Raw genomic sequence first — 18,928 nt, 5'->3', positions numbered from 1 at the left:
CATATTTCAAGAAGGCGACGGACAAACATCCGCCACAAAATTACCGAAAAAAGTGGATTAAGAAGTGACGCAATTACTTTTCAATCCACAAAAATTCTCCTGATAATAGTGTAGCCAATGTTTCGTCCAAAGCACTCTTGAAATAGAGAAGACAAGATGCACTTAAAGGACGCTTGCATTTTTCTTATTCATTCAATTGGTAGAAAATACTTGATCAATAAAGTTGCATTTTCTTATAAAAGATGTACAATTAAGAAAAGAACAGGTGTTCCTAAAAGGAGAATGCGACATGCCGCTAATACCGGAAGAATCCATACCATATTTAGAAAACATGATCTATCTCCCGATGGTATTAACGATTTTAGAAAAAGATCGAATGATTTTCGAGCAAGCCCCCTTCAAGCTGAAACGTCCATATATATCTATGGTAGAAGAAGCTGCCAAGCAAGTACAAAAAGAGTTAAAAGAAACGCATATTTATATGAGACGACATAGTATGAAGGTTCTTCGAGGTGAAGGGGATGATATGTTCACTGAGTATGTTTTTTTTCATGGTGGGTATGAAGAACATCGTCGTTACCTAAACGTCCGCCTTCGTAACAGAGTGGAAGAACTACTTTCTATATACTTTGCCCTTGCGGAAAAGATTCGTTAATCTTGGAACTCTTTTTGGAAAAATTGATTTCGGGATGTTATAAATTCGTTATGTGATAGGCGACTCATCCGTTTAAGAAAATGTGTATTTAAAAGATTTGCAAACCCAACTTGTTTACTTAACGTAACAATGGAAGAATTTACTGTAATCTTTGCCCCGTTTGTTAATACTACCGTACAGCCACCCTCACTTGCTTCGAGTCTTTCAATGGCTTTAAGTGAAAACCAAACATTTAAATCCGATTTAGGAGACAAAAGTGGTATTAAAATAAAAGGATTTCCATAGTCATGAGCAACTACTATAGGGAGTTTAAGGTAATTACCTAGAGTATCTTTGGAAAGTTGTTTAGCTTGTTGAAAAGTAGAACCGTAGTAGGCGCATGATTGACGGACAATGTCGTAAGGCTTTTTTCCTATTGTGGTGGATTCTCCTGAAATATTAGTAACCCTCGTATAAATCTTGTTATTTATTCGAACCGGCTGTAGTACCGCAGTTTCAAATGAAACTAGGAAGGATTTATCATCTGCTTTTATTGTCATACATATTCACTCCTTAGTAGTTTATACATCAAGTATAGTTAAATATGGAAAAAAATCAAGTAAATATAACGAATATTTAAAATTTTAAAATAAACATTAAAATCAAAATTTTCTCAAAATGATTGCAACTCTTGTTTTACTTTTATATAATGGTAAAAAGACATCGGGGTGATGGAAATGGACAAACAATATTCATATGCAGATTTTTTGAAAGCAATGGGTCAAACTGGAAAAGAAAGTTCTGCAGAAAAATTGTTAAATGAAATATATCTTGATATGTTTTTGAACATTATCCACCGGGAACAAAGTAGTTTTCGATTATTAAGATTGATAGATGAGGCACTTGATCAAAAAGATCGAACAAAGTTTATGAAGTATACGAAAGCATTACAACAATTACAAAATACAAAGTAAAAGCCGCTTATGCAAAGCGGTTTTTCTTTTCTAACTCAAAAAACATACGTTCGTTTTCTTCGTTTTTAAAAACGTATTATGTTAAACTAAAGACATCTAAACCTTAGGAGGCATACTATGGATCAACTATTCGATTTGCAAGCTCCGTATGAGCCAGCAGGGGATCAAGTAAAAGCAATTGAACAATTAGTAGAAGGCGTTCGAGAAGGAAAAAAACATCAAACGTTGCTTGGTGCAACTGGTACTGGGAAAACGTTTACGATCTCAAATGTTATTCAACAAATAAACAAACCGACACTGGTGATGGCTCATAATAAAACACTTGCAGGGCAACTGTATAGTGAATTTAAAGAGTTCTTTCCAAATAATGCAGTAGAATATTTCGTGAGCTATTATGATTATTTTCAACCGGAAGCGTACGTGCCACAAACCGATACATATATAGAAAAGGATTCGAGTATAAACGAAGAAATTGATAAGCTTCGTCACTCCGCCACATCTTCTTTATTCGAGCGAAAAGATGTCATTATTATTGCATCGGTTTCATGTATATATGGTTTGGGAAATCCTGAAGAATATAAAGAAATGGTCGTTTCACTTCGAACTAACATGGAAATTGAGCGGAACCAATTACTTCGAAAATTAGTTGATATTCAATATGAACGAAATGATATTAGTTTTACACGTGGGACTTTTCGGGTAAGAGGGGATGTTGTGGAAATTTTTCCAGCTTCTCGAGATGAAAATTGTCTCCGTGTGGAGTTTTTTGGAGATGAAATCGATCGAATACGGGAAGTTAATGCATTGACAGGGGAAATATTAGCGGAACGAGATCATGTAGCAATATTTCCAGCATCTCACTTCGTTACACGTGAAGAAAAAATGCTTTTTGCAATAGAAAATATAGAAAAAGAATTAGTGGAACAGCTTAAAATTTTACGTAAGGAAGATAGGTTACTCGAAGCACAACGATTGGAACAGCGGACAAACTATGATTTAGAAATGATGAGAGAAATGGGTTTTTGTTCAGGGATTGAAAACTACTCACGTCATCTAACTTTACGGGAGGCAGGGGCGACACCATATACACTCCTTGACTATTTCCCAAAAGATTTTTTACTAGTAGTAGATGAAAGTCATGTTTCATTGCCTCAAGTAAGAGGAATGTTTAATGGTGACCAAGCAAGAAAATCGGTGCTAGTAAATCATGGTTTTCGATTACCATCTGCGCTTGATAACCGTCCACTTACTTTTGGAGAATTTGAAGATCATGTTCATCAAGCTATCTTCGTATCAGCGACGCCGGGTCCATATGAATTAGAACATACTCCTGATATGGTCGAACAAATTATTCGTCCAACAGGGCTACTAGATCCAGTCATTACAGTAAAACCAATTGAAGGTCAAATAGATGACTTAATCAATGAAATACATGAGAGAGCCTTGAAAAATGAGCGAGTTCTAATAACAACATTAACGAAGAAAATGTCAGAGGATTTAACCGACTATTTAAAAGAAATAGGAATTAAAGTTCAATATCTACACTCAGAAATAAAAACATTGGAACGAATTGAAATTATACGAGAACTCCGTTTAGGAACGTATGATGTATTGATCGGGATTAACTTACTTCGTGAAGGTATCGACATTCCAGAAGTATCCCTAGTTGCTATTTTAGATGCCGATAAAGAAGGATTTTTACGCTCCGAACGTTCCTTAATTCAAACGATTGGACGAGCTGCACGAAATTCACATGGAACAGTAATAATGTACGCGGATAGAATGACTGATTCCATGCGCAAAGCAATCGATGAAACAGACCGTAGACGTACCATTCAAATGGAATACAATGAAAAGCATGGAATTACCCCGAAAACAATCGAGAAGAAAATAAGAGAAGTTATTCGTGCATCACAAGTTGCAGAAGAAGAAGCAACTTATGCACAAAAGTTAACGAGTGGAAAAGCACTAACAAAAGAAGAAAAAGCGGCCTTATTAGTAAATCTTGAAAAAGAAATGAAGGATTCGGCTAAGGCGCTAAACTTTGAACGTGCTGCAGAATTACGTGATGCAATCCTGGAATTGAAGCTGGAAGGATGATAGTGTGAAAAATCAAGAGATTGTTATACAAGGTGCTCGCGCACATAATTTAAAAAATGTAAGTTTAAAAATACCAAGGGATAAGCTTGTTGTAATGACCGGCTTATCTGGTTCTGGAAAATCCTCTCTAGCATTTGATACGATTTATGCAGAAGGACAAAGACGTTATGTCGAGTCATTATCGGCTTATGCACGACAATTTTTAGGGCAGATGGATAAACCGGATGTAGATGTAATTGAGGGTCTTTCACCCGCCATATCCATTGACCAAAAAACGACGAGTAAAAATCCACGTTCTACGGTGGCGACTGTAACGGAAATTTACGATTATTTGCGTCTATTATTTGCTCGAGTTGGAAAACCGATATGCCCCACACACGGGATTGAGATAAGTTCACAAACAATTGAGCAAATGGTCGATCGTTTGAGCGAGTACGCTGAAAAAACACGTATGCAAGTATTAGCTCCCATCGTATCAGGCAGAAAAGGCACTCATGTAAAGTTGCTGGAAGATATGAAGAAGCAAGGATATGTACGTGTTCGAGTTGACGGTGAGTTAATGGATTTGGATGACGATATCAATTTAGATAAAAATAAAAAGCATAATATAGAAGTAGTGATTGACCGAATTGTGATGAAAGAAGGCGTAGCACCTCGTTTAAGTGATTCGTTGGAATCCGCACTTCGAATTGCAGATGGAAGAGTATTAATTGATGTGATGGAACATGAAGAAATATTATTTAGTGAGCATCATGCATGTCCCATTTGCGGTTTTTCTATCGGTGAGTTAGAACCACGTATGTTTTCTTTCAACAGTCCATTTGGTGCATGCCCAGAGTGTGATGGGTTAGGAACGAAACTAGAAGTGGATCCAGAATTAGTTGTTCCCGATAAAACACTAACACTCGAAGAAGGGGCTATTATCGCCTGGCAACCAACAAGTTCCCAGTATTATCCCAAGTTATTAGAAGCGGTATGCAAACATTACAAAATTAAAATGAAGGTACCTGTGGAGAAATTGCCAATCGACCAGTGGAATAAGATTATGTATGGCTCGGGAGAAGATAAAATCCATTTTCGCTATGAAAATGAATTTGGGCAAGTAAGAGACAGCAAGATTCAATTTGAAGGGGTTTTATCTAATATTGAACGTCGATATAAAGATACATCCTCTGATTATATTCGTGAACAAATGGAAAAATATATGGCTCAACATAATTGCCCTACTTGTAAAGGCTATCGATTAAAAGAAGAAACCCTTGCAGTAAAAGTGGATTCCTTACATATAGGTCAAGTAACGGAGTTTTCGATTGAAGAAGCAAATCGATTTTTTAATCAGTTAACACTATCAGAAAAAGATATGCAAATTGCACGATTAGTTTTTAGAGAAATTAATGAACGCCTTGGCTTTTTAGAAAATGTCGGTCTAGATTACTTAACGTTGAATCGTGCATCGGGTACATTATCTGGTGGAGAAGCACAGCGCATTCGTCTAGCTACTCAAATAGGATCAAGGCTTACAGGGGTTTTATATATTTTAGATGAACCTTCCATTGGTTTACACCAAAGAGATAATGATCGATTGATCGAAACTTTAAAGAATATGCGTGATATTGGAAACACACTGATAGTAGTAGAGCATGATGAAGACACAATGATGGCAGCCGATTATTTAATCGATGTTGGCCCTGGTGCTGGGATTCGTGGAGGAGAAATCGTCGCTGCAGGCACACCTGAACAAGTAATGAAAAATAAAAAATCACTAACGGGTCAGTATTTAAGTGGAAAGAAATTCATCCCTTTACCAACAGAAAGAAGAAAGCCAGATGGTCGTTTTATCAAAATTAAAGGGGCTTCTGAAAATAACTTAAAAAATGTCAATGTAGATATTCCTTTAGGGGTATTTACAGCAGTAACTGGTGTTTCTGGTTCAGGGAAAAGTACACTTGTGAATGAAATTCTTTATAAGTCGCTTGCACAAAAGCTTAACCGATCTAAAGTGAAACCGGGGGCAAACAAAAGCATAGAAGGAATAGAGGAATTGGAAAAAGTAATTGAGATTGACCAATCTCCTATCGGACGAACACCAAGATCAAATCCCGCTACTTATACAGGAGTATTTGATGATATCCGTGACTTATATGCAGCGACAAATGAAGCAAAAGTAAGAGGGTATAAAAAAGGTAGGTTTAGTTTTAACGTAAAAGGTGGACGCTGTGAAGCATGTCGCGGAGATGGAATTATTAAAATTGAAATGCACTTTTTACCAGACGTCTATGTACCTTGTGAAGTTTGTCATGGAAAACGGTATAATCGGGAAACATTAGAAGTACATTATAAAGGGAAAAATATAGCGGAAGTATTAAAAATGACAGTGGAGGATGGATTAGCGTTTTTTGAAAACCATCCAAAAATTAGCCGTAAATTACAAACTATTGTGGACGTTGGTCTAGGATATATGGAGTTAGGTCAACCAGCTACGACACTCTCAGGGGGAGAAGCCCAACGTGTAAAACTTGCTTCCGAGTTGCATAAAAGATCCAACGGAAAATCATTTTATATTCTCGATGAGCCAACAACTGGTTTGCACGTAGATGATATTGCACGTTTACTTGTGGTACTACAACGTCTTGTAGAAAATGGGGACTCCGTACTAGTTATTGAACATAATTTAGATGTGATTAAGACAGCGGATTATATGATCGATTTGGGTCCCGAAGGCGGCGACAAAGGTGGAATGATTATTGGAGTAGGCACACCGGAAAAAATAGCTGAAACAAAAGACTCTTACACAGGGAAATATTTAAAAACCATTTTGGAACGCGACCGAGGGAGAATGGACGAAGTAATATTAAAAGCGACTAAAAAGAAAAAAGTTGCAGTAGAATCCAAGTGAAACCTTTTTTCCATTTAATCGTATTAAGTAGAGTAAGAAGTTAATCAGACTTTTAACTTATGAGGAGGCCTTTCGCTATGCAAGAAGAACGTAAACGTATTTTAGATATGGTTGAAAATGGCACAATTACTGCACAAGAAGCATTAGTTTTATTGGAAGCACTTGGCAAGCAAACAGCACCTGTAGCTCAGCCTGTAAACCAAGAACAAAAACAGGAATACACATCAACGGATCAAGCTGATCCACATTCGCATCACAAGCAACAAAGCTCTGATTTTATAGAAGATTTGAAAAGAGATTTTACGGTAGTAGGAGAACGTTTTATGCAGTTCTTGCAAGGAACCGTAGATAAAATAAAAGAATTTGATTTTGAAATGCCTTTTGGTGAACCAGTGATTTTCCAAGAAAAGTTAGTAGCAGGGCAGGGGCAATATCAGGATATATCGATTGATATTGCAAATGGTAAAGTGGAGATTTTCCCAACGGAAGAGTCTGATACACATGCAGATGTGACGGTTAAATCTTATAAAAACACGTCAGAAGAAGAGGCGAAAAATCGTTTCCACTCGGATTTTCTTTTTAAAACAGATGGAAATAAATTACGACTATATAGTGATATGAAAACAACATCTGTTCAAGTGGCATTATATGTCCCAAAACAAGCTTATAATGATATATCGGCCCGTTTATTTAATGGTGATTTTAGGGCGAAACACATCGAAGCAAATTCATTTAAAGTGAAAACGACTAACGGAAAAGTGAAATTGGAAGAATTAAAATTTGGAAGAGCGGATATTGAGACGGTAAATGGATCGGTTCAAGTTCAACAAGTGATAGGTGATTCCATTGAAGTGGAAACGATTAATGGACGCATTTATGTAGATGGAAAGTTGAAGGAAGTAGAAGGTTCGTCTGTCAGCGGACATGTTATTCTAACGACGAAAGATAAGGAAGCCCGTAAAATAGAAGGAACTGCAGTAGCAGGAACTGTCGAATTATATGTACGGAAAGATGTTTCGTTAAAAGGAGAAGCTACTTCTCAATTAGGAAAAATAGATGTGCAGCTAGCAGATGTAACACAACTTAATCAATCAGAACAATTATTGAATAAAAAAGTTAGATTCACGAAAATAGTAGAATCTGAATCAGAGACTTTGAAGGTATATGGAAATGCAAAAACTGGAACTGTCCTTGTTCGATATACTGTAGATGATGAGTAATCAGAAAAGCTGACAGAGGCGTATGCTTCTGTCAGCTTTTCTGTTTCCAATTTAGGATAGCGTGTGCTATGGCTTTAGAACAAAGACTTCTATAAGGAGCAGATTGTAGTAATGCTGCTTCTGCTTTGTTTGTCATAAAGCCACATTCTACTAAAACGGCAGGCATTTTTGTATCGCGGAGCACGGCGAAATTGCCTTGTTTCACTCCACGATTGTTACGTTTTGTAGTCGAATACAAGGAGTCTTGAATATTTTGTGCAAGAATTTTAGAATAGTTGGAAGGCTTTGTATACGTAAAAGTTTCAATTCCACTTACATCATTAAATGAAGAACCAAACGCATTTGCATGAATGGAAATGAATGCATCTACTCCTAGTTTATTTGCTAATGCAGTCCTTTCGTTAAGCGGCACATCTGAAGTTCCTAGATGGCTTAGAATGACGATTACTCCAGATTGCTGTAGTTCCTCTTTCATTAGTTGTACAACTGCTTGATTAAATTCAAATTCTCTCATTTTCCCATCGGGTGTTCGTTTTCCCGGTGTTTCTGGACCATGACCCGCATCGAGCATAATTTTCATCAACAACTCACTCCTTTCTCTTAATAAATAGAAAGAGAAAAGATAAATGGATACTATTAAATGGAATAATCATGCTAAAATAAGAACTATGTGAAAACAGTAGCACGAAAGGAGCCCTTTTGTATGCCTCATGTGACGACAAAGGACGTTAAAGAAATGTTCAAACTTACATTAGTAAGTGGGGAAGAAGGAGTTGGTCGGCATATTGCAATGAGTGATATTTCTCGACCAGGGATTGAAATGGCAGGTTACTTCATGCATTACCCATCCAATCGCATTCAACTTTTAGGGAAAACAGAAGTTTCCTTTTTTCAGCTATTAAAACCAAAAGAAAAAGAAGAACGAATGAGAAAATTATGCGCACCAGATACACCAGTCATTATTATTTCGCACGGAATGGAAGTTCCAGAAGAATTAATTGTCGCTTCCAATAAAAATTCAGTTCCCGTATTAACGACTAATATGCCAACTACAAGATTCTCAAGTAAGCTTACCAATTTTTTAGAAAGTCGATTAGCTCCAACAACAGCTGTTCACGGAGTATTGGTGGATATATACGGGGTAGGTGTATTAATCACTGGGAAAAGTGGTGTTGGGAAAAGTGAAACCGCACTAGAGCTAGTAAAAAGGGGTCATCGTTTAGTAGCAGATGACTGTGTAGAGATTAGACAAGAAGGTGAAGACACACTTGTCGGAAGTGCTCCAAAGTTAATTGAGCATCTTCTTGAAATTCGTGGGTTAGGTATTATCGATATCATGACTTTATTTGGAGCTAGTGCAATTCGTAGTTATAAGCGGATCACACTAGTAATTGAATTAGAATTATGGGATGCAGAGAAAACATATGATCGGCTTGGGCTGGAAGAAGAAAAAATGGAGATAATAGATGCAGCTATCACAAAACTTACAATCCCAGTACGGCCAGGGAGAAACTTGTCTGTAATTATTGAAGTAGCAGCAATGAATCATCGGTTAAAGCGAATGGGTATGAATGCTGCAGAGGACTTTGCAAAGCGTTTAGACGATGTGATAAGCCAAAATGGAGAAAATGAATATTAATGATATGGTAGAAGGGAGTTTTACATATGAATTTATTACAAGCAATTAATCCAGTGGCTTTTTCGCTTGGACCAATAGAAGTTAGATGGTATGGAATAATTATTGCATGTGGCATTATATTAGCTTTTACAGTGGCACAACGGGAAATGGTAAAGCGAGGGTTCCATCAAGAATATTTAACAGATTTACTTATTTGGGGAGTGCCTTTAGCAATTATAGGTGCAAGAATATATTACGTTATATTTAAATGGGATTTCTATAGCCAGAATCCAGAAAAGATTATTCAAATATGGCATGGTGGAATTGCAATACATGGTGCATTAATTGCATCTTTCTTAACGGCTTATTTCTTTACCCGAAAAAGAGGTACTTCTTTTTGGAAACTAATGGATATAATGGCGCCTAGTTTGTTAATTGGCCAAGCAGTGGGGCGTTGGGGGAACTTCATGAACCAAGAGGCACATGGTGGAGAAGTGACTAGAACTTTTTTAGAAAACTTGAAGCTACCGAATTGGATTATCGAGCAAATGCATATTGAAGGAATATATTATCATCCAACATTTTTATATGAATCAGTATGGAATATTATTGGAGTCATTATATTAATTTTACTTCGTAAAGTAAACTTACTTAGAGGCGAGATGTTCTTGTTCTATTTAACATGGTACTCTGTAGGGCGATTCTTTATAGAAGGAATGCGTACAGATAGCCTGTATTTAGTAGGGGAATTAAGAACCGCTCAAGTAGTTTCGTTACTTGCGATTGCAATTTCAATTATTCTATTTATATATAGAAGATTAACGATCAAACCTGCAGTGCGTTATCTAGATAAGTAAAGAAAGTAGGGCAAGCTTTGGGCATTATAAAAAGGGGATTGTTTGCTGGTTTAAAAACGACGTGGGCGTTAAGTAAAATCATATTTCCTATAACGTTAATTGTTGTCATTTTACAATATACACCTGTTCTGCCTTGGATCATTCAGTTCATAACTCCTTTTATGGAGTTAATAGGTCTGCGTGGGGAAGCAGCAATTCCGTTAGTTCTAGGAAATGGACTGAATTTATATGCGGCAATTGCAGGAATACTTTCCATGGATCTTACGGTAAAAGAAGTATTTATATTAGCGACAATGCTTTCTTTTTCTCATAATATTTTTATCGAAACAGGAGTTGCTCTTCGTGTGGGGGTTAAACTTTGGATAGTGTTGGTCGTACGATTTGGCTTAGCTATTCTTTCTGCCATTATTATTAATTTAGTTTGGCATGGTGGGGGAGAAATGGCTAAATATGGAGTAGCAACGGCGACTCAGCATATACCAAATGGATGGGGAGAGATTGTGTACCTTGGCTTACAAAAAGCAACTTTTGGTGTTTTACACTTGGCTGTTATAGTTATCCCTTTAATGGTTATCATTCAATATTTAAAAGAAAAGAATTATTTGCAAAAATTTTCAAAAGCGATTGGTCCTTTTACTAAAATAATTGGATTGAAGCCAAATGCATCCTTAACGTTAGTTGCAGGACTTATCACAGGGTTAGCTATTGGGGCTGGTGTAATGATACAAGCTGTTAGAGAAGATGGAGTAAGTAAAAAAGATGCAACGATCGCTTTTATCTTCTTAGTTGCATGTCATGCAGTAATAGAAGATACACTAATCTTTATTCCATTAGGAATACCTATTTTGCCATTATTTTTAATCAGGATATTAACTGCATTTATTTTGACGATTATTGTCGCCTTTATTTGGAATAAGGCACATCAGACAAAACAAGAGGACGTGGTTACTTCATGAAAAGAGAACCTTATACTGCTATATTGTTTGATTTAGATGGGACACTATTAAATACAAATGAATTAATTATCGAAACCTTTTTACATGTTTTGGGAGAAGGATTTCCTGGGAAATATGACAGAGAAAGCGTACTGCCCTTTTTAGGACCTACTTTAGTAGAGTCATTCAATACAGTTGATCCTGCTCTAACAGGTTCATTAATAGAGGCATATCGCACTTGGAATATGAACATGCATGATCAAATGGTGGTTCCTTTCGATGGGGTTGTAGATACTTTATACAAACTAAAAGAGCAAGGGTACAAATTAGCGGTCGTTTCGACAAAAAGAAGAGATATGATTGATAGAGGCATTCAGCTAATGGAATGCGGAAATCTTTTCGACACAATTGTGGGCTTGGATGATGTAAAAAATGCTAAGCCAGATCCAGAGCCAATTGAGTTAGCATTAACAAGACTTGGTGTCGAAAAAGAGCATGCATTAATGATTGGTGACAATTTACATGATATTGTTGGCGGTCAACGGGCTGGAGTAGATACTGCTGCTGTCGCATGGTCCATGAAAGGGGAAGCGTTTCTAGCTACCTTCCTTCCGACCTATATGATTCATCATATAAGTGAAGTGATTACTATAGCAAAAGGTCAACCGGTATGAGAAAAACAGAGAGGTATCCTGTTAGTGGGGCAAATTCCCTTTGGCATGTATATGATACAGTTCCTTTTTGGAAAGTAATAAAGAATTTTATATTCATACAAGCAGCGAGATACTCACCATTTTTAAGTTGGAAGAACTTTTTCTACCGAGTATTTTTGAAAATGAAAATTGGAGAAGAGACATCTTTTGCGTTAATGGTAATGGTAGATGTAATGTTCCCAGAGCGTATTAAAGTCGGTAACAACTCGATAATTGGTTATAATACGACGATATTGGCACATGAGTATTTAATTGACGAGTATCGAATTGGAGATGTAATTATAGGAGATCGAGTGTTAATCGGTGCCAATACTACTATTCTTCCCGGAGTAACAATCGGTAATGATGCCATAGTTTCTGCAGCAACGCTCATACACCGTGATGTTCCTGAAGGTTGCTTTGTCGGTGGAAACCCCATGCGGGTGATCTATACGAAAGAAGAAATGTTAGAGCGAACTAAATAATACAAAAAAGCTATCTTTCTAAAGGAAGATGGCTTTTTTTAAAAGATAAGAAAGTATATGGATTATCGTCCTGCGAAGTGTTCATAGTACCTGAAAGAATTAAATAATATCGCGGATTTCCGTTTCAGGTGGACGCGTTCCGCGGGGTGAGCGATGAGGAACGAAGGCTAAGAGCGCCACATCGTGTGACAACGCCTTCGTGACCAACATCCTGTTGGCCTCCGGCTGGAGTCGCCACCTTTCACTACAATCAACAGTGCAATTAAGAAAGACAATATACTTGGAAGAAATAACGATCCAGTATTCTCCGTTTTTTATTAATAGGGCAAGTGGAAGCTGAAAAAATAGATAGCATCCATGAATAAAGAAGTGCTGAGCGGACGAAATTGCATCTTCGTCCGCTTTTAAAAGAATAGGAAAGCATCTAATCTCTCATTAAACAAACCTTACGCACCTTGTCTCTACATATTCCAAGAGGGCGACGGACAAACACCATCCACAAAAATTCCCTCGTTAATAGTGTAGCGATGTCTCGTCCAAAGCACTCTGGAAATAGTAAAGACAAGATGCACTTAAAGGACGCTTGCGTATTTCTTAATGATTAAGTACAAGAAATACCGTGTTCATTGTGTTTTTAATTGCACAGGATTGTCTAACGCTGATTTGTGCCATCTCACATAAAGTTAACTCTTTACAAAGAGAAATGGTTGCTTTCACGATAAAATTGGTTGCTTTCGTCAAGGATTTTGTTGCTTTCAGTGTAGAATCTGTAGCTTTCACCTTACAATTAGTCGCTCTATGACAATTTTTATCTTTTTAGTTCGGCATTTAAACTAATAATACTAGTAATCCTATGGAACCTGAAAGAATAGATAGTATCCATTAATATAGAAGCGCTGAGCGGACGAAATTGCATCTTCGTCCGCTTTTAAAAGAATAGGAAATGATTTATTCTCTCATTAACTACACTTAATGCACCGTGACTATACATATTTCAAAAGGGAGACGGACAAACATCCGCTACAAGATTACCGAAAAGAGAGGATCTGGAAGTGACGCAGTCACTTCCAGATCCTCTTTAAAATTCGTGTAGCCAATGTTTCGTCCAAAGCACTCGGAAATTGGTAAAGACAAGTGCGCTAAAGGGTCATTGCATTTTTCTTATTTATTCATTTAGTTTCTATTTCGATTAAATTGGTAACTCTACATGTAGTATTGGTTACTTTAAGGTTACGAATAGGACTGTATTATCTCATAAAATAAATAGGGATTGTTGACGAATTGAAGGAAATAGTATAATATTTAAAATAATTTATTGTACTAGCACTCTAGTGTATTAAAGTGAAATTAGGAGTGAATAGAATGGCTAAGATTCGAATGTTTGAGAAACCTTTAGGAATGAGAGATTCTTTTCCGGAAGTAAATGAGCAGAAGGAATATATTCGTTCGACAGCGAGAGATTTTATTCGGAACAAAGGATATGACTTTATAAAAACTCCATCTGTTGAGTACTTTGAAACGATTGGAAAAGCTTCTGCCATAGATGAGTCATCATTATTTAAACTAGTAGACAATCAAGGGGAAATGCTCGTCCTACGTCCAGATATGACGACTCCGATAGCGAGAATTGCTGCATCCAAACTTTTAAAAGAAAAAAATCCATTACGTCTTGCTTATTACGCAAACGTTTTTCGTGCACAACAGCGAGAAGGTGGAAGACCAGCAGAATTTGAGCAACTAGGGCTTGAATTGATTGGTGATTTTAGTGCTTATGGGGATAGTGAAATTATTCATACAGCGGTGGAACTCGTAAAAGCACTAGGAGTGGAAAACTTTCGAATTACGATTGGACATGCCGGAATGCTATCAGCCATTTTAACGAATAATACTAATACAAAAGAACAAGTAGATTCTTTGCGACAACTTTTGGTAGAGAAAAACTTTGTTGGATTTGAACAAATGCTGGAAGAGATGCAGTTGCAAGATACGAAAAAAGAGACACTGACAAAATGGATTGATAGTACTGTGGAATCTAAAAGACTAGAAGAGTATAGCGAATTTTTTACAGATGAACAGCAGTATTTAATAGATCAAGTAAAACAATTGGAAAGTTTATTAGACATACAATTAAGCGATTCTTCTATTGTATCTTTTGATTTTACACTAGCGAGTCATATGAGTTATTACACAGGTATGTTATTTGAAATTCACGCGGTAGGAAGCGGCTTCCCGATTGGAAACGGGGGAAGATATGATGAATTATTTAAGCAATTTAATGAAAAAGTTGGGGCTACTGGATTTGGAATAAGGGTAGACAGACTTTTAGAAGTATTACCTAGAAATAAAATAAAGGAAAAGCATACGCTGCTTTTATTTGAAGAAGGTTATTATTCCAAGGCAAACAACCTTGCAGAAGAAAGAAGAAAAAAAGCAGAACGAGTAACGCTTCAGTATATAACGGGTGTAACTGATTTGGATGCATATATAAAAAGTTTTGATGAAGTAATAATCGTCCCAGAAGGTGGTTCTTTTTGTGAATGAGTTAACAATTGCAATGCCGAAAGGGCGCATTTTCGAAGAAGCATATACATTATTTGTACAAGCTGGATTCGATTTACCTAAAGAAATAAATGATTCAAGAAAGTTGATCGTGGAAGCTCCTAATGAGCGGATTCAATTTATTTTAGCAAAACCAATGGACGTACCTGTTTATGTAGAACATGGCGTTGCTGACATAGGAATTGCAGGGAAAGATGTGTTGTTAGAGCAGCAACGAGATGTCCATGAATTATTGGATTTACGTATTAGTAATTGCTATATCGCTACAGCAGGCCTTCCAAATACGAAGATGAATGATATAGCACCAAGAGTTGCAACAAAATATCCGACTATAGCTACGACCTTCTATAAGGAAAAAGGAGAGCAAGTGGAAATTATTGAGCTTAATGGTTCTATCGAGTTAGCACCAATGATTGGATTAGCAGATCGAATCGTCGATATCGTATCTTCTGGTAGAACGTTAAAAGAGAATGGACTTGTTCAATATGAAAAAATCGTAGACATCTCTTCAAGGTTAATCGTCAATCCTGTAAGCTATCGGGTGAAACAGGAACGAATAAAAGAGTTCGTTGCGCAATTAAAAAATGAATTGAACAAAAGGTAGGGAATCCGATGAAAATAGCAAAGCTTTCTAATGCAATGTCATTACAACGCTCAGTGGAACAAGCAAATGTGAATCATGTAAAAACTGTGCGTGAAGTCATTGATCATGTGCGTCAAAATGGGGACAAAGCTCTTTTTGACTATACGGAGAAATGGGACGGGGCAAAGCTTACTAACCTGCAAGTGACGAAAGAAGAGGTTGAAGCAGCATTTGCTGATTTTGACCCACAATTGGTTCAAGATTTAGAGGAAGCCGCAGCTAATATTCGTGCATTTCACACGCAGCAAGTACGTCCAAATATCGATTTTCAATTAGATGAAAGTTCTTATATAAAATATAAAATTACTCCATTAGATGCTGTAGGATTGTATGTCCCTGGAGGAACTGCTGCTTATCCTTCTTCTGTATTAATGAATGCCATTCCAGCAGTAGTTGCCGGAGTCAAACGAGTAGTCATTGTGTCACCGCCATCAAAAGAAGGAAAGCTTCCAGCTTCGGTACTTGTAGCTGCCCGCATTGCCGGAATAACAGAAATTTATAAAGTGGGAGGAGCTCAAGCGATTGCTGCTCTTGCCTATGGGACAGAAACAATCAAATCTGTAGATAAAATTACAGGTCCAGGGAATAGCTACGTAGCACTTGCTAAAAGAGAAGTATTCGGAAGAGTAGCCATTGATATGATTGCAGGACCAAGTGAAATCGCGATAATAGCGGATGATACAGCTTTTGCGGATGAAGTGGCATCTGATTTATTAGCGCAAGCAGAGCATGATCGATTTGCAAGTTCTGTCTTAATTACAACGAGCGAAAAGCTTGCAAGAGAAGTCCAATTAGAAGTGGAGAGACAATTAAAACAACTTCCTCGAGAAGATATTGCGAGAGCATCAATTGAAAACTTCGGATGTATTTATATTGCGGAATCATTAGCAAAAGCAGTTGATGCAGTTAATGAGCTAGCACCAGAGCATTTAGAAATTATAACGGAGCAACCAGAAATAATCAGTGAACAAATTAGGCATGCCGGGGCAATCTTTATCGGAAGATTTAGCAGTGAACCAGTGGGTGATTATTTTGTTGGGACAAATCATGTACTTCCTACCAATAGTACGGCTAGATTTTCAAGTGGATTAAGCGTGGATGATTTCATCAAGAAAACAAGCGTTGTTTATTACTCAGAAGAAATGTGGCAAAAACATTATCCGAAAATAGCTCGGTTAGCAAGATTAGAACAATTAGAAGGACATGCACGTTCAGTCGAATCAAGAAGTTGGAGTAAGGAAGAATTCCATGACTGTTGATTATCATATTTTTTCCATCTAATACATTTAGGTTGATGTACCATTAGTTTTCGGTCTTACTGTAGATAAAGTGCGTCTTAGTGATCGCTGGGATTTCCGATGCATGGCGGACGCTTTCCGCCGGGTGAGCGATGAGCCTTCACCGACGCTACGCGTTCGCTCATCTGTCTCACTCATCCCGCTGGAGTCGCCGCCTTTCGCTACAATCTAATAGAGCTTGCTACTTAACCAAAAATGCTGCATTTAATCTAGTATTAAGTTGCATTTTCTATAGGTTAAAATCCATGATTCGTTTAATGTGACAGACTATCTAGTGATTGGTATCGAATTATTAGAAACGATTATGGTTTGAATGGATAATAGCAACATTATGCAACTGTACTGTGGTGGCCTTAGTAATAAGGGAAATACTTTTTATTATTTGGAATAGCCTTTCACAATATAAAATAGCCAGATCCTTATGCCGTAGCGCGCCGGGCCGCATGAGCCGAAGTCATGAGACCCACTCGGGCGAAGCACGAGTTGGCTCATGCAAGGTGCGGCAAGTGCGAAGGCTTAGCATTTCTTGTGTTAAGGCGCACTATATCTAAAAAGCCAACTGAAACATAAAAATGTAAGCCAGTATCTCGTCTCATTAAATAGAAGAAGATGGATAATCAACAGACTTGGAGGAATTCAATTGATTAATAAAAGAACAGCTAAAATGGAAAGAATGACAAATGAAACTAAAGTATTTGTTGAAATAGATCTAGATGGTGAAGGAAATGCGGTAATTAATACGGGCGTTCCTTTTATGGATCATATGCTCGATTTATTTACGAAACATGGGTTATTCAATGCAACAATAAAAGCAAATGGCGATACACATATCGATGATCATCATACTACGGAGGATATCGGAATCGTACTAGGTCAAGCTGTGAAAGAAGCATTAGGCGATAAAAAAAGCATTAAACGATATGGAAATGCATTTGTACCAATGGATGATGCATTAGCGCAAGTAGTGATTGATATTTCAAATCGTCCGCATTTAGAATTCCGTGCTCAGTTTCCGACACAAAAAGTAGGAAATTTTGATACAGAACTTGTACATGAGTTCTTATGGAAATTTGCACTGGAAGCTCGAATGAATGTGCATGTCATTGTCCATTATGGCATGAATACTCATCATATAATTGAAGCTATTTTTAAAGCATTAGCACGTGCAATTGATGATGCCATTACAATAGACGAACGTGTGAAAGGCGTACCTTCAACCAAAGGATTACTTACATAAGGGAGCAAAAAAAGATGACGTCTATTCAAATATACCCAGCGATTGACATGAAAGGCGGAAAATGTGTCCGTCTTTATCAAGGGGATTATGCGCAAGAAACGATTTACGGGGATTCTCCATTTGAAATGGCTAAAAAGTTTGCGGATGAAGGGGCAACTTGGATTCATCTAGTAGATTTAGATGGTGCAAAAGACGGGGAGAAAATTCATGCAAATGAAGTCATTCGGATTGCAAAAGAACTTCCTGTACATGTCCAAATTGGTGGTGGAATTCGTACGAAAGAGGATGTTCGTTTTTATTTAGAAAATGGTGTGGATCGTGTCATTCTTGGCAGCCTTGCAATATCACAACCAGAAACAGTTGCCGATTTAATCGAGGAGTTTGGTGGAGAAAGAATTGTTATTGGACTTGATGCGAAAGATGGAATGGTGGCTACACATGGTTGGCTAGAAACATCGACACAATCAGCCGTTGAAGTAGGACAGTATTTTGCATCTAAAGGTGCTATACATGTCATTTTTACTGACATTGCGACGGATGGTACGCTTCAAGGGCCAAATTTAGCGGCCAATAAAGAGCTTGCAGAAGCAACTGGTCTATCGATTATCATATCCGGAGGGATTAGCTCACTAGAAGATATCGGAGAAGTTGTGAAGCTAGCAAAAGATACAACAGTTCGTGGTGTGATAACAGGAATGGCATTATACAACAATCGATTTTCTTTGACTGAAGCATTGCAGAAAGTAACGGAATGTGAAGATAAATAGACTGGGATGTATT

Annotated in this window: 17 protein-coding genes; 15 read left to right on the top strand and 2 right to left on the bottom strand. The window is 37.3% G+C overall.

The features are described from left to right. The first annotated feature begins 289 nt into the window (after positions 1-289). Positions 290-655 (top strand): YhjD family protein, encoded by a 366-nt coding sequence (locus PB01_RS14700; RefSeq protein ID WP_151700891.1) that lies wholly within the window; start codon positions 290-292, stop codon positions 653-655. Here the strand turns inward: PB01_RS14700 and PB01_RS14695 are convergent. Next, positions 652-1,194 (bottom strand): competence protein ComK, encoded by a 543-nt coding sequence (locus PB01_RS14695; RefSeq protein ID WP_151700890.1) that lies wholly within the window; start codon positions 1,192-1,194, stop codon positions 652-654. The two genes, PB01_RS14700 and PB01_RS14695, sit on opposite strands and share 4 nt — an antisense overlap. Positions 1,195-1,371: 177 nt before the next feature. On the opposite strand from PB01_RS14695, the gene PB01_RS14690 reads away from it, so the two are divergent. The 4 genes from PB01_RS14690 to PB01_RS14675 all read left to right on the top strand — a co-directional run bounded on the left by PB01_RS14690 (position 1,372) and on the right by PB01_RS14675 (position 7,824). Then, the gene (locus PB01_RS14690) at positions 1,372-1,608 is read left to right on the top strand and encodes an IDEAL domain-containing protein (RefSeq protein WP_151700889.1); all 237 of its coding nucleotides are present in this window, start codon (positions 1,372-1,374) and stop codon (positions 1,606-1,608) included. A 117-nt stretch (positions 1,609-1,725) separates the two neighbouring features. After that, positions 1,726-3,708: an excinuclease ABC subunit UvrB gene (uvrB, locus tag PB01_RS14685; RefSeq protein ID WP_151700888.1), complete on the top strand. Its 1,983-nt coding sequence runs from the start codon at positions 1,726-1,728 to the stop codon at positions 3,706-3,708. A gap of 4 nt (positions 3,709-3,712) precedes the next feature. After that, complete coding sequence (uvrA, locus tag PB01_RS14680) at positions 3,713-6,604, top strand: excinuclease ABC subunit UvrA (RefSeq protein WP_151700887.1); 2,892 nt, start codon at positions 3,713-3,715, stop codon at positions 6,602-6,604. A 77-nt stretch (positions 6,605-6,681) separates the two neighbouring features. Then, on the top strand, positions 6,682-7,824 hold the full coding sequence (locus PB01_RS14675; protein WP_151700886.1) for a DUF4097 family beta strand repeat-containing protein: 1,143 nt from the start codon (positions 6,682-6,684) through the stop codon (positions 7,822-7,824). Positions 7,825-7,855: 31 nt separating this feature from the next. Here the strand turns inward: PB01_RS14675 and PB01_RS14670 are convergent, their stop codons facing one another. Beyond that, complete coding sequence (locus PB01_RS14670; protein WP_151700885.1) at positions 7,856-8,404, bottom strand: N-acetylmuramoyl-L-alanine amidase; 549 nt, start codon at positions 8,402-8,404, stop codon at positions 7,856-7,858. Between the two features lie 123 nt (positions 8,405-8,527). Between PB01_RS14670 and hprK the strand changes: the two genes are divergently transcribed. From hprK to hisA, 10 genes are all read left to right on the top strand, one after another. After that, positions 8,528-9,463 (top strand): HPr(Ser) kinase/phosphatase, encoded by a 936-nt coding sequence (gene hprK, locus PB01_RS14665; protein WP_151700884.1) that lies wholly within the window; start codon positions 8,528-8,530, stop codon positions 9,461-9,463. Positions 9,464-9,489: 26 nt separating this feature from the next. Further along, positions 9,490-10,299 carry a prolipoprotein diacylglyceryl transferase gene (gene lgt, locus PB01_RS14660; protein WP_151700883.1) on the top strand — a complete coding sequence of 270 codons (810 nt, stop codon included), beginning with the start codon at positions 9,490-9,492 and terminating at the stop codon, positions 10,297-10,299. A 17-nt stretch (positions 10,300-10,316) separates the two neighbouring features. Then, the gene (locus PB01_RS14655; RefSeq protein ID WP_151700882.1) at positions 10,317-11,255 is read left to right on the top strand and encodes a nucleoside recognition domain-containing protein; all 939 of its coding nucleotides are present in this window, start codon (positions 10,317-10,319) and stop codon (positions 11,253-11,255) included. Further along, positions 11,252-11,908 carry a pyrophosphatase PpaX gene (gene ppaX, locus PB01_RS14650; RefSeq protein ID WP_151700881.1) on the top strand — a complete coding sequence of 219 codons (657 nt, stop codon included), beginning with the start codon at positions 11,252-11,254 and terminating at the stop codon, positions 11,906-11,908. The genes PB01_RS14655 and ppaX overlap by 4 nt, the downstream gene beginning before the upstream one ends. Beyond that, entirely contained in the window at positions 11,905-12,411 is a 507-nt protein-coding gene (locus PB01_RS14645) for an acyltransferase (protein ID WP_151700880.1), read from the top strand. The genes ppaX and PB01_RS14645 overlap by 4 nt, the downstream gene beginning before the upstream one ends. A gap of 1,362 nt (positions 12,412-13,773) precedes the next feature. Then, the gene (locus PB01_RS14640) at positions 13,774-14,952 is read left to right on the top strand and encodes an ATP phosphoribosyltransferase regulatory subunit (protein WP_151700879.1); all 1,179 of its coding nucleotides are present in this window, start codon (positions 13,774-13,776) and stop codon (positions 14,950-14,952) included. Then, positions 14,945-15,574, top strand: coding sequence for an ATP phosphoribosyltransferase (hisG, locus tag PB01_RS14635; protein ID WP_151700878.1), 630 nt, complete (start codon positions 14,945-14,947; stop codon positions 15,572-15,574). Before PB01_RS14640 ends, hisG begins: the two co-directional genes overlap by 8 nt. A gap of 8 nt (positions 15,575-15,582) precedes the next feature. Beyond that, a complete protein-coding gene (hisD, locus tag PB01_RS14630) occupies positions 15,583-16,872 on the top strand; it encodes a histidinol dehydrogenase (protein WP_151700877.1) in 1,290 nt (429 codons plus the stop codon). A 682-nt stretch (positions 16,873-17,554) separates the two neighbouring features. Continuing rightward, the gene (hisB, locus tag PB01_RS14625) at positions 17,555-18,148 is read left to right on the top strand and encodes an imidazoleglycerol-phosphate dehydratase HisB (RefSeq protein ID WP_151702067.1); all 594 of its coding nucleotides are present in this window, start codon (positions 17,555-17,557) and stop codon (positions 18,146-18,148) included. Between the two features lie 14 nt (positions 18,149-18,162). Next, on the top strand, positions 18,163-18,915 hold the full coding sequence (gene hisA, locus PB01_RS14620) for a 1-(5-phosphoribosyl)-5-[(5-phosphoribosylamino)methylideneamino]imidazole-4-carboxamide isomerase (RefSeq protein ID WP_151700876.1): 753 nt from the start codon (positions 18,163-18,165) through the stop codon (positions 18,913-18,915). The last annotated feature ends 13 nt before the right edge of the window (positions 18,916-18,928 follow it).

The organism is Psychrobacillus glaciei (genome assembly GCF_008973485.1).
GTDB classification, from domain to species: Bacteria; Bacillota; Bacilli; order Bacillales_A; family Planococcaceae; genus Psychrobacillus; species Psychrobacillus glaciei.
This window is presented reverse-complemented; position numbering and strand designations above follow the sequence as displayed.

Excerpts from the sequence above, each read along its gene's own strand:
- hisD (WP_151700877.1), top strand. The coding sequence starts at position 15,583 with ATGAAAATAGCAAAGCTTTCTAATGCAATGTCATTACAACGCTCAGTG.
- PB01_RS14690 (WP_151700889.1), top strand. The coding sequence starts at position 1,372 with ATGGACAAACAATATTCATATGCAGATTTTTTGAAAGCAATGGGTCAA.
- lgt (WP_151700883.1), top strand. The coding sequence starts at position 9,490 with ATGAATTTATTACAAGCAATTAATCCAGTGGCTTTTTCGCTTGGACCA.
- hisA (WP_151700876.1), top strand. The coding sequence starts at position 18,163 with ATGACGTCTATTCAAATATACCCAGCGATTGACATGAAAGGCGGAAAA.
- PB01_RS14645 (WP_151700880.1), top strand. The coding sequence starts at position 11,905 with ATGAGAAAAACAGAGAGGTATCCTGTTAGTGGGGCAAATTCCCTTTGG.
- PB01_RS14675 (WP_151700886.1), top strand. The coding sequence starts at position 6,682 with ATGCAAGAAGAACGTAAACGTATTTTAGATATGGTTGAAAATGGCACA.
- ppaX (WP_151700881.1), top strand. The coding sequence starts at position 11,252 with ATGAAAAGAGAACCTTATACTGCTATATTGTTTGATTTAGATGGGACA.
- hprK (WP_151700884.1), top strand. The coding sequence starts at position 8,528 with ATGCCTCATGTGACGACAAAGGACGTTAAAGAAATGTTCAAACTTACA.
- PB01_RS14640 (WP_151700879.1), top strand. The coding sequence starts at position 13,774 with ATGGCTAAGATTCGAATGTTTGAGAAACCTTTAGGAATGAGAGATTCT.
- PB01_RS14670 (WP_151700885.1), bottom strand. The coding sequence starts at position 8,404 with ATGAAAATTATGCTCGATGCGGGTCATGGTCCAGAAACACCGGGAAAA.
- PB01_RS14695 (WP_151700890.1), bottom strand. The coding sequence starts at position 1,194 with ATGACAATAAAAGCAGATGATAAATCCTTCCTAGTTTCATTTGAAACT.
- uvrB (WP_151700888.1), top strand. The coding sequence starts at position 1,726 with ATGGATCAACTATTCGATTTGCAAGCTCCGTATGAGCCAGCAGGGGAT.
- PB01_RS14700 (WP_151700891.1), top strand. The coding sequence starts at position 290 with ATGCCGCTAATACCGGAAGAATCCATACCATATTTAGAAAACATGATC.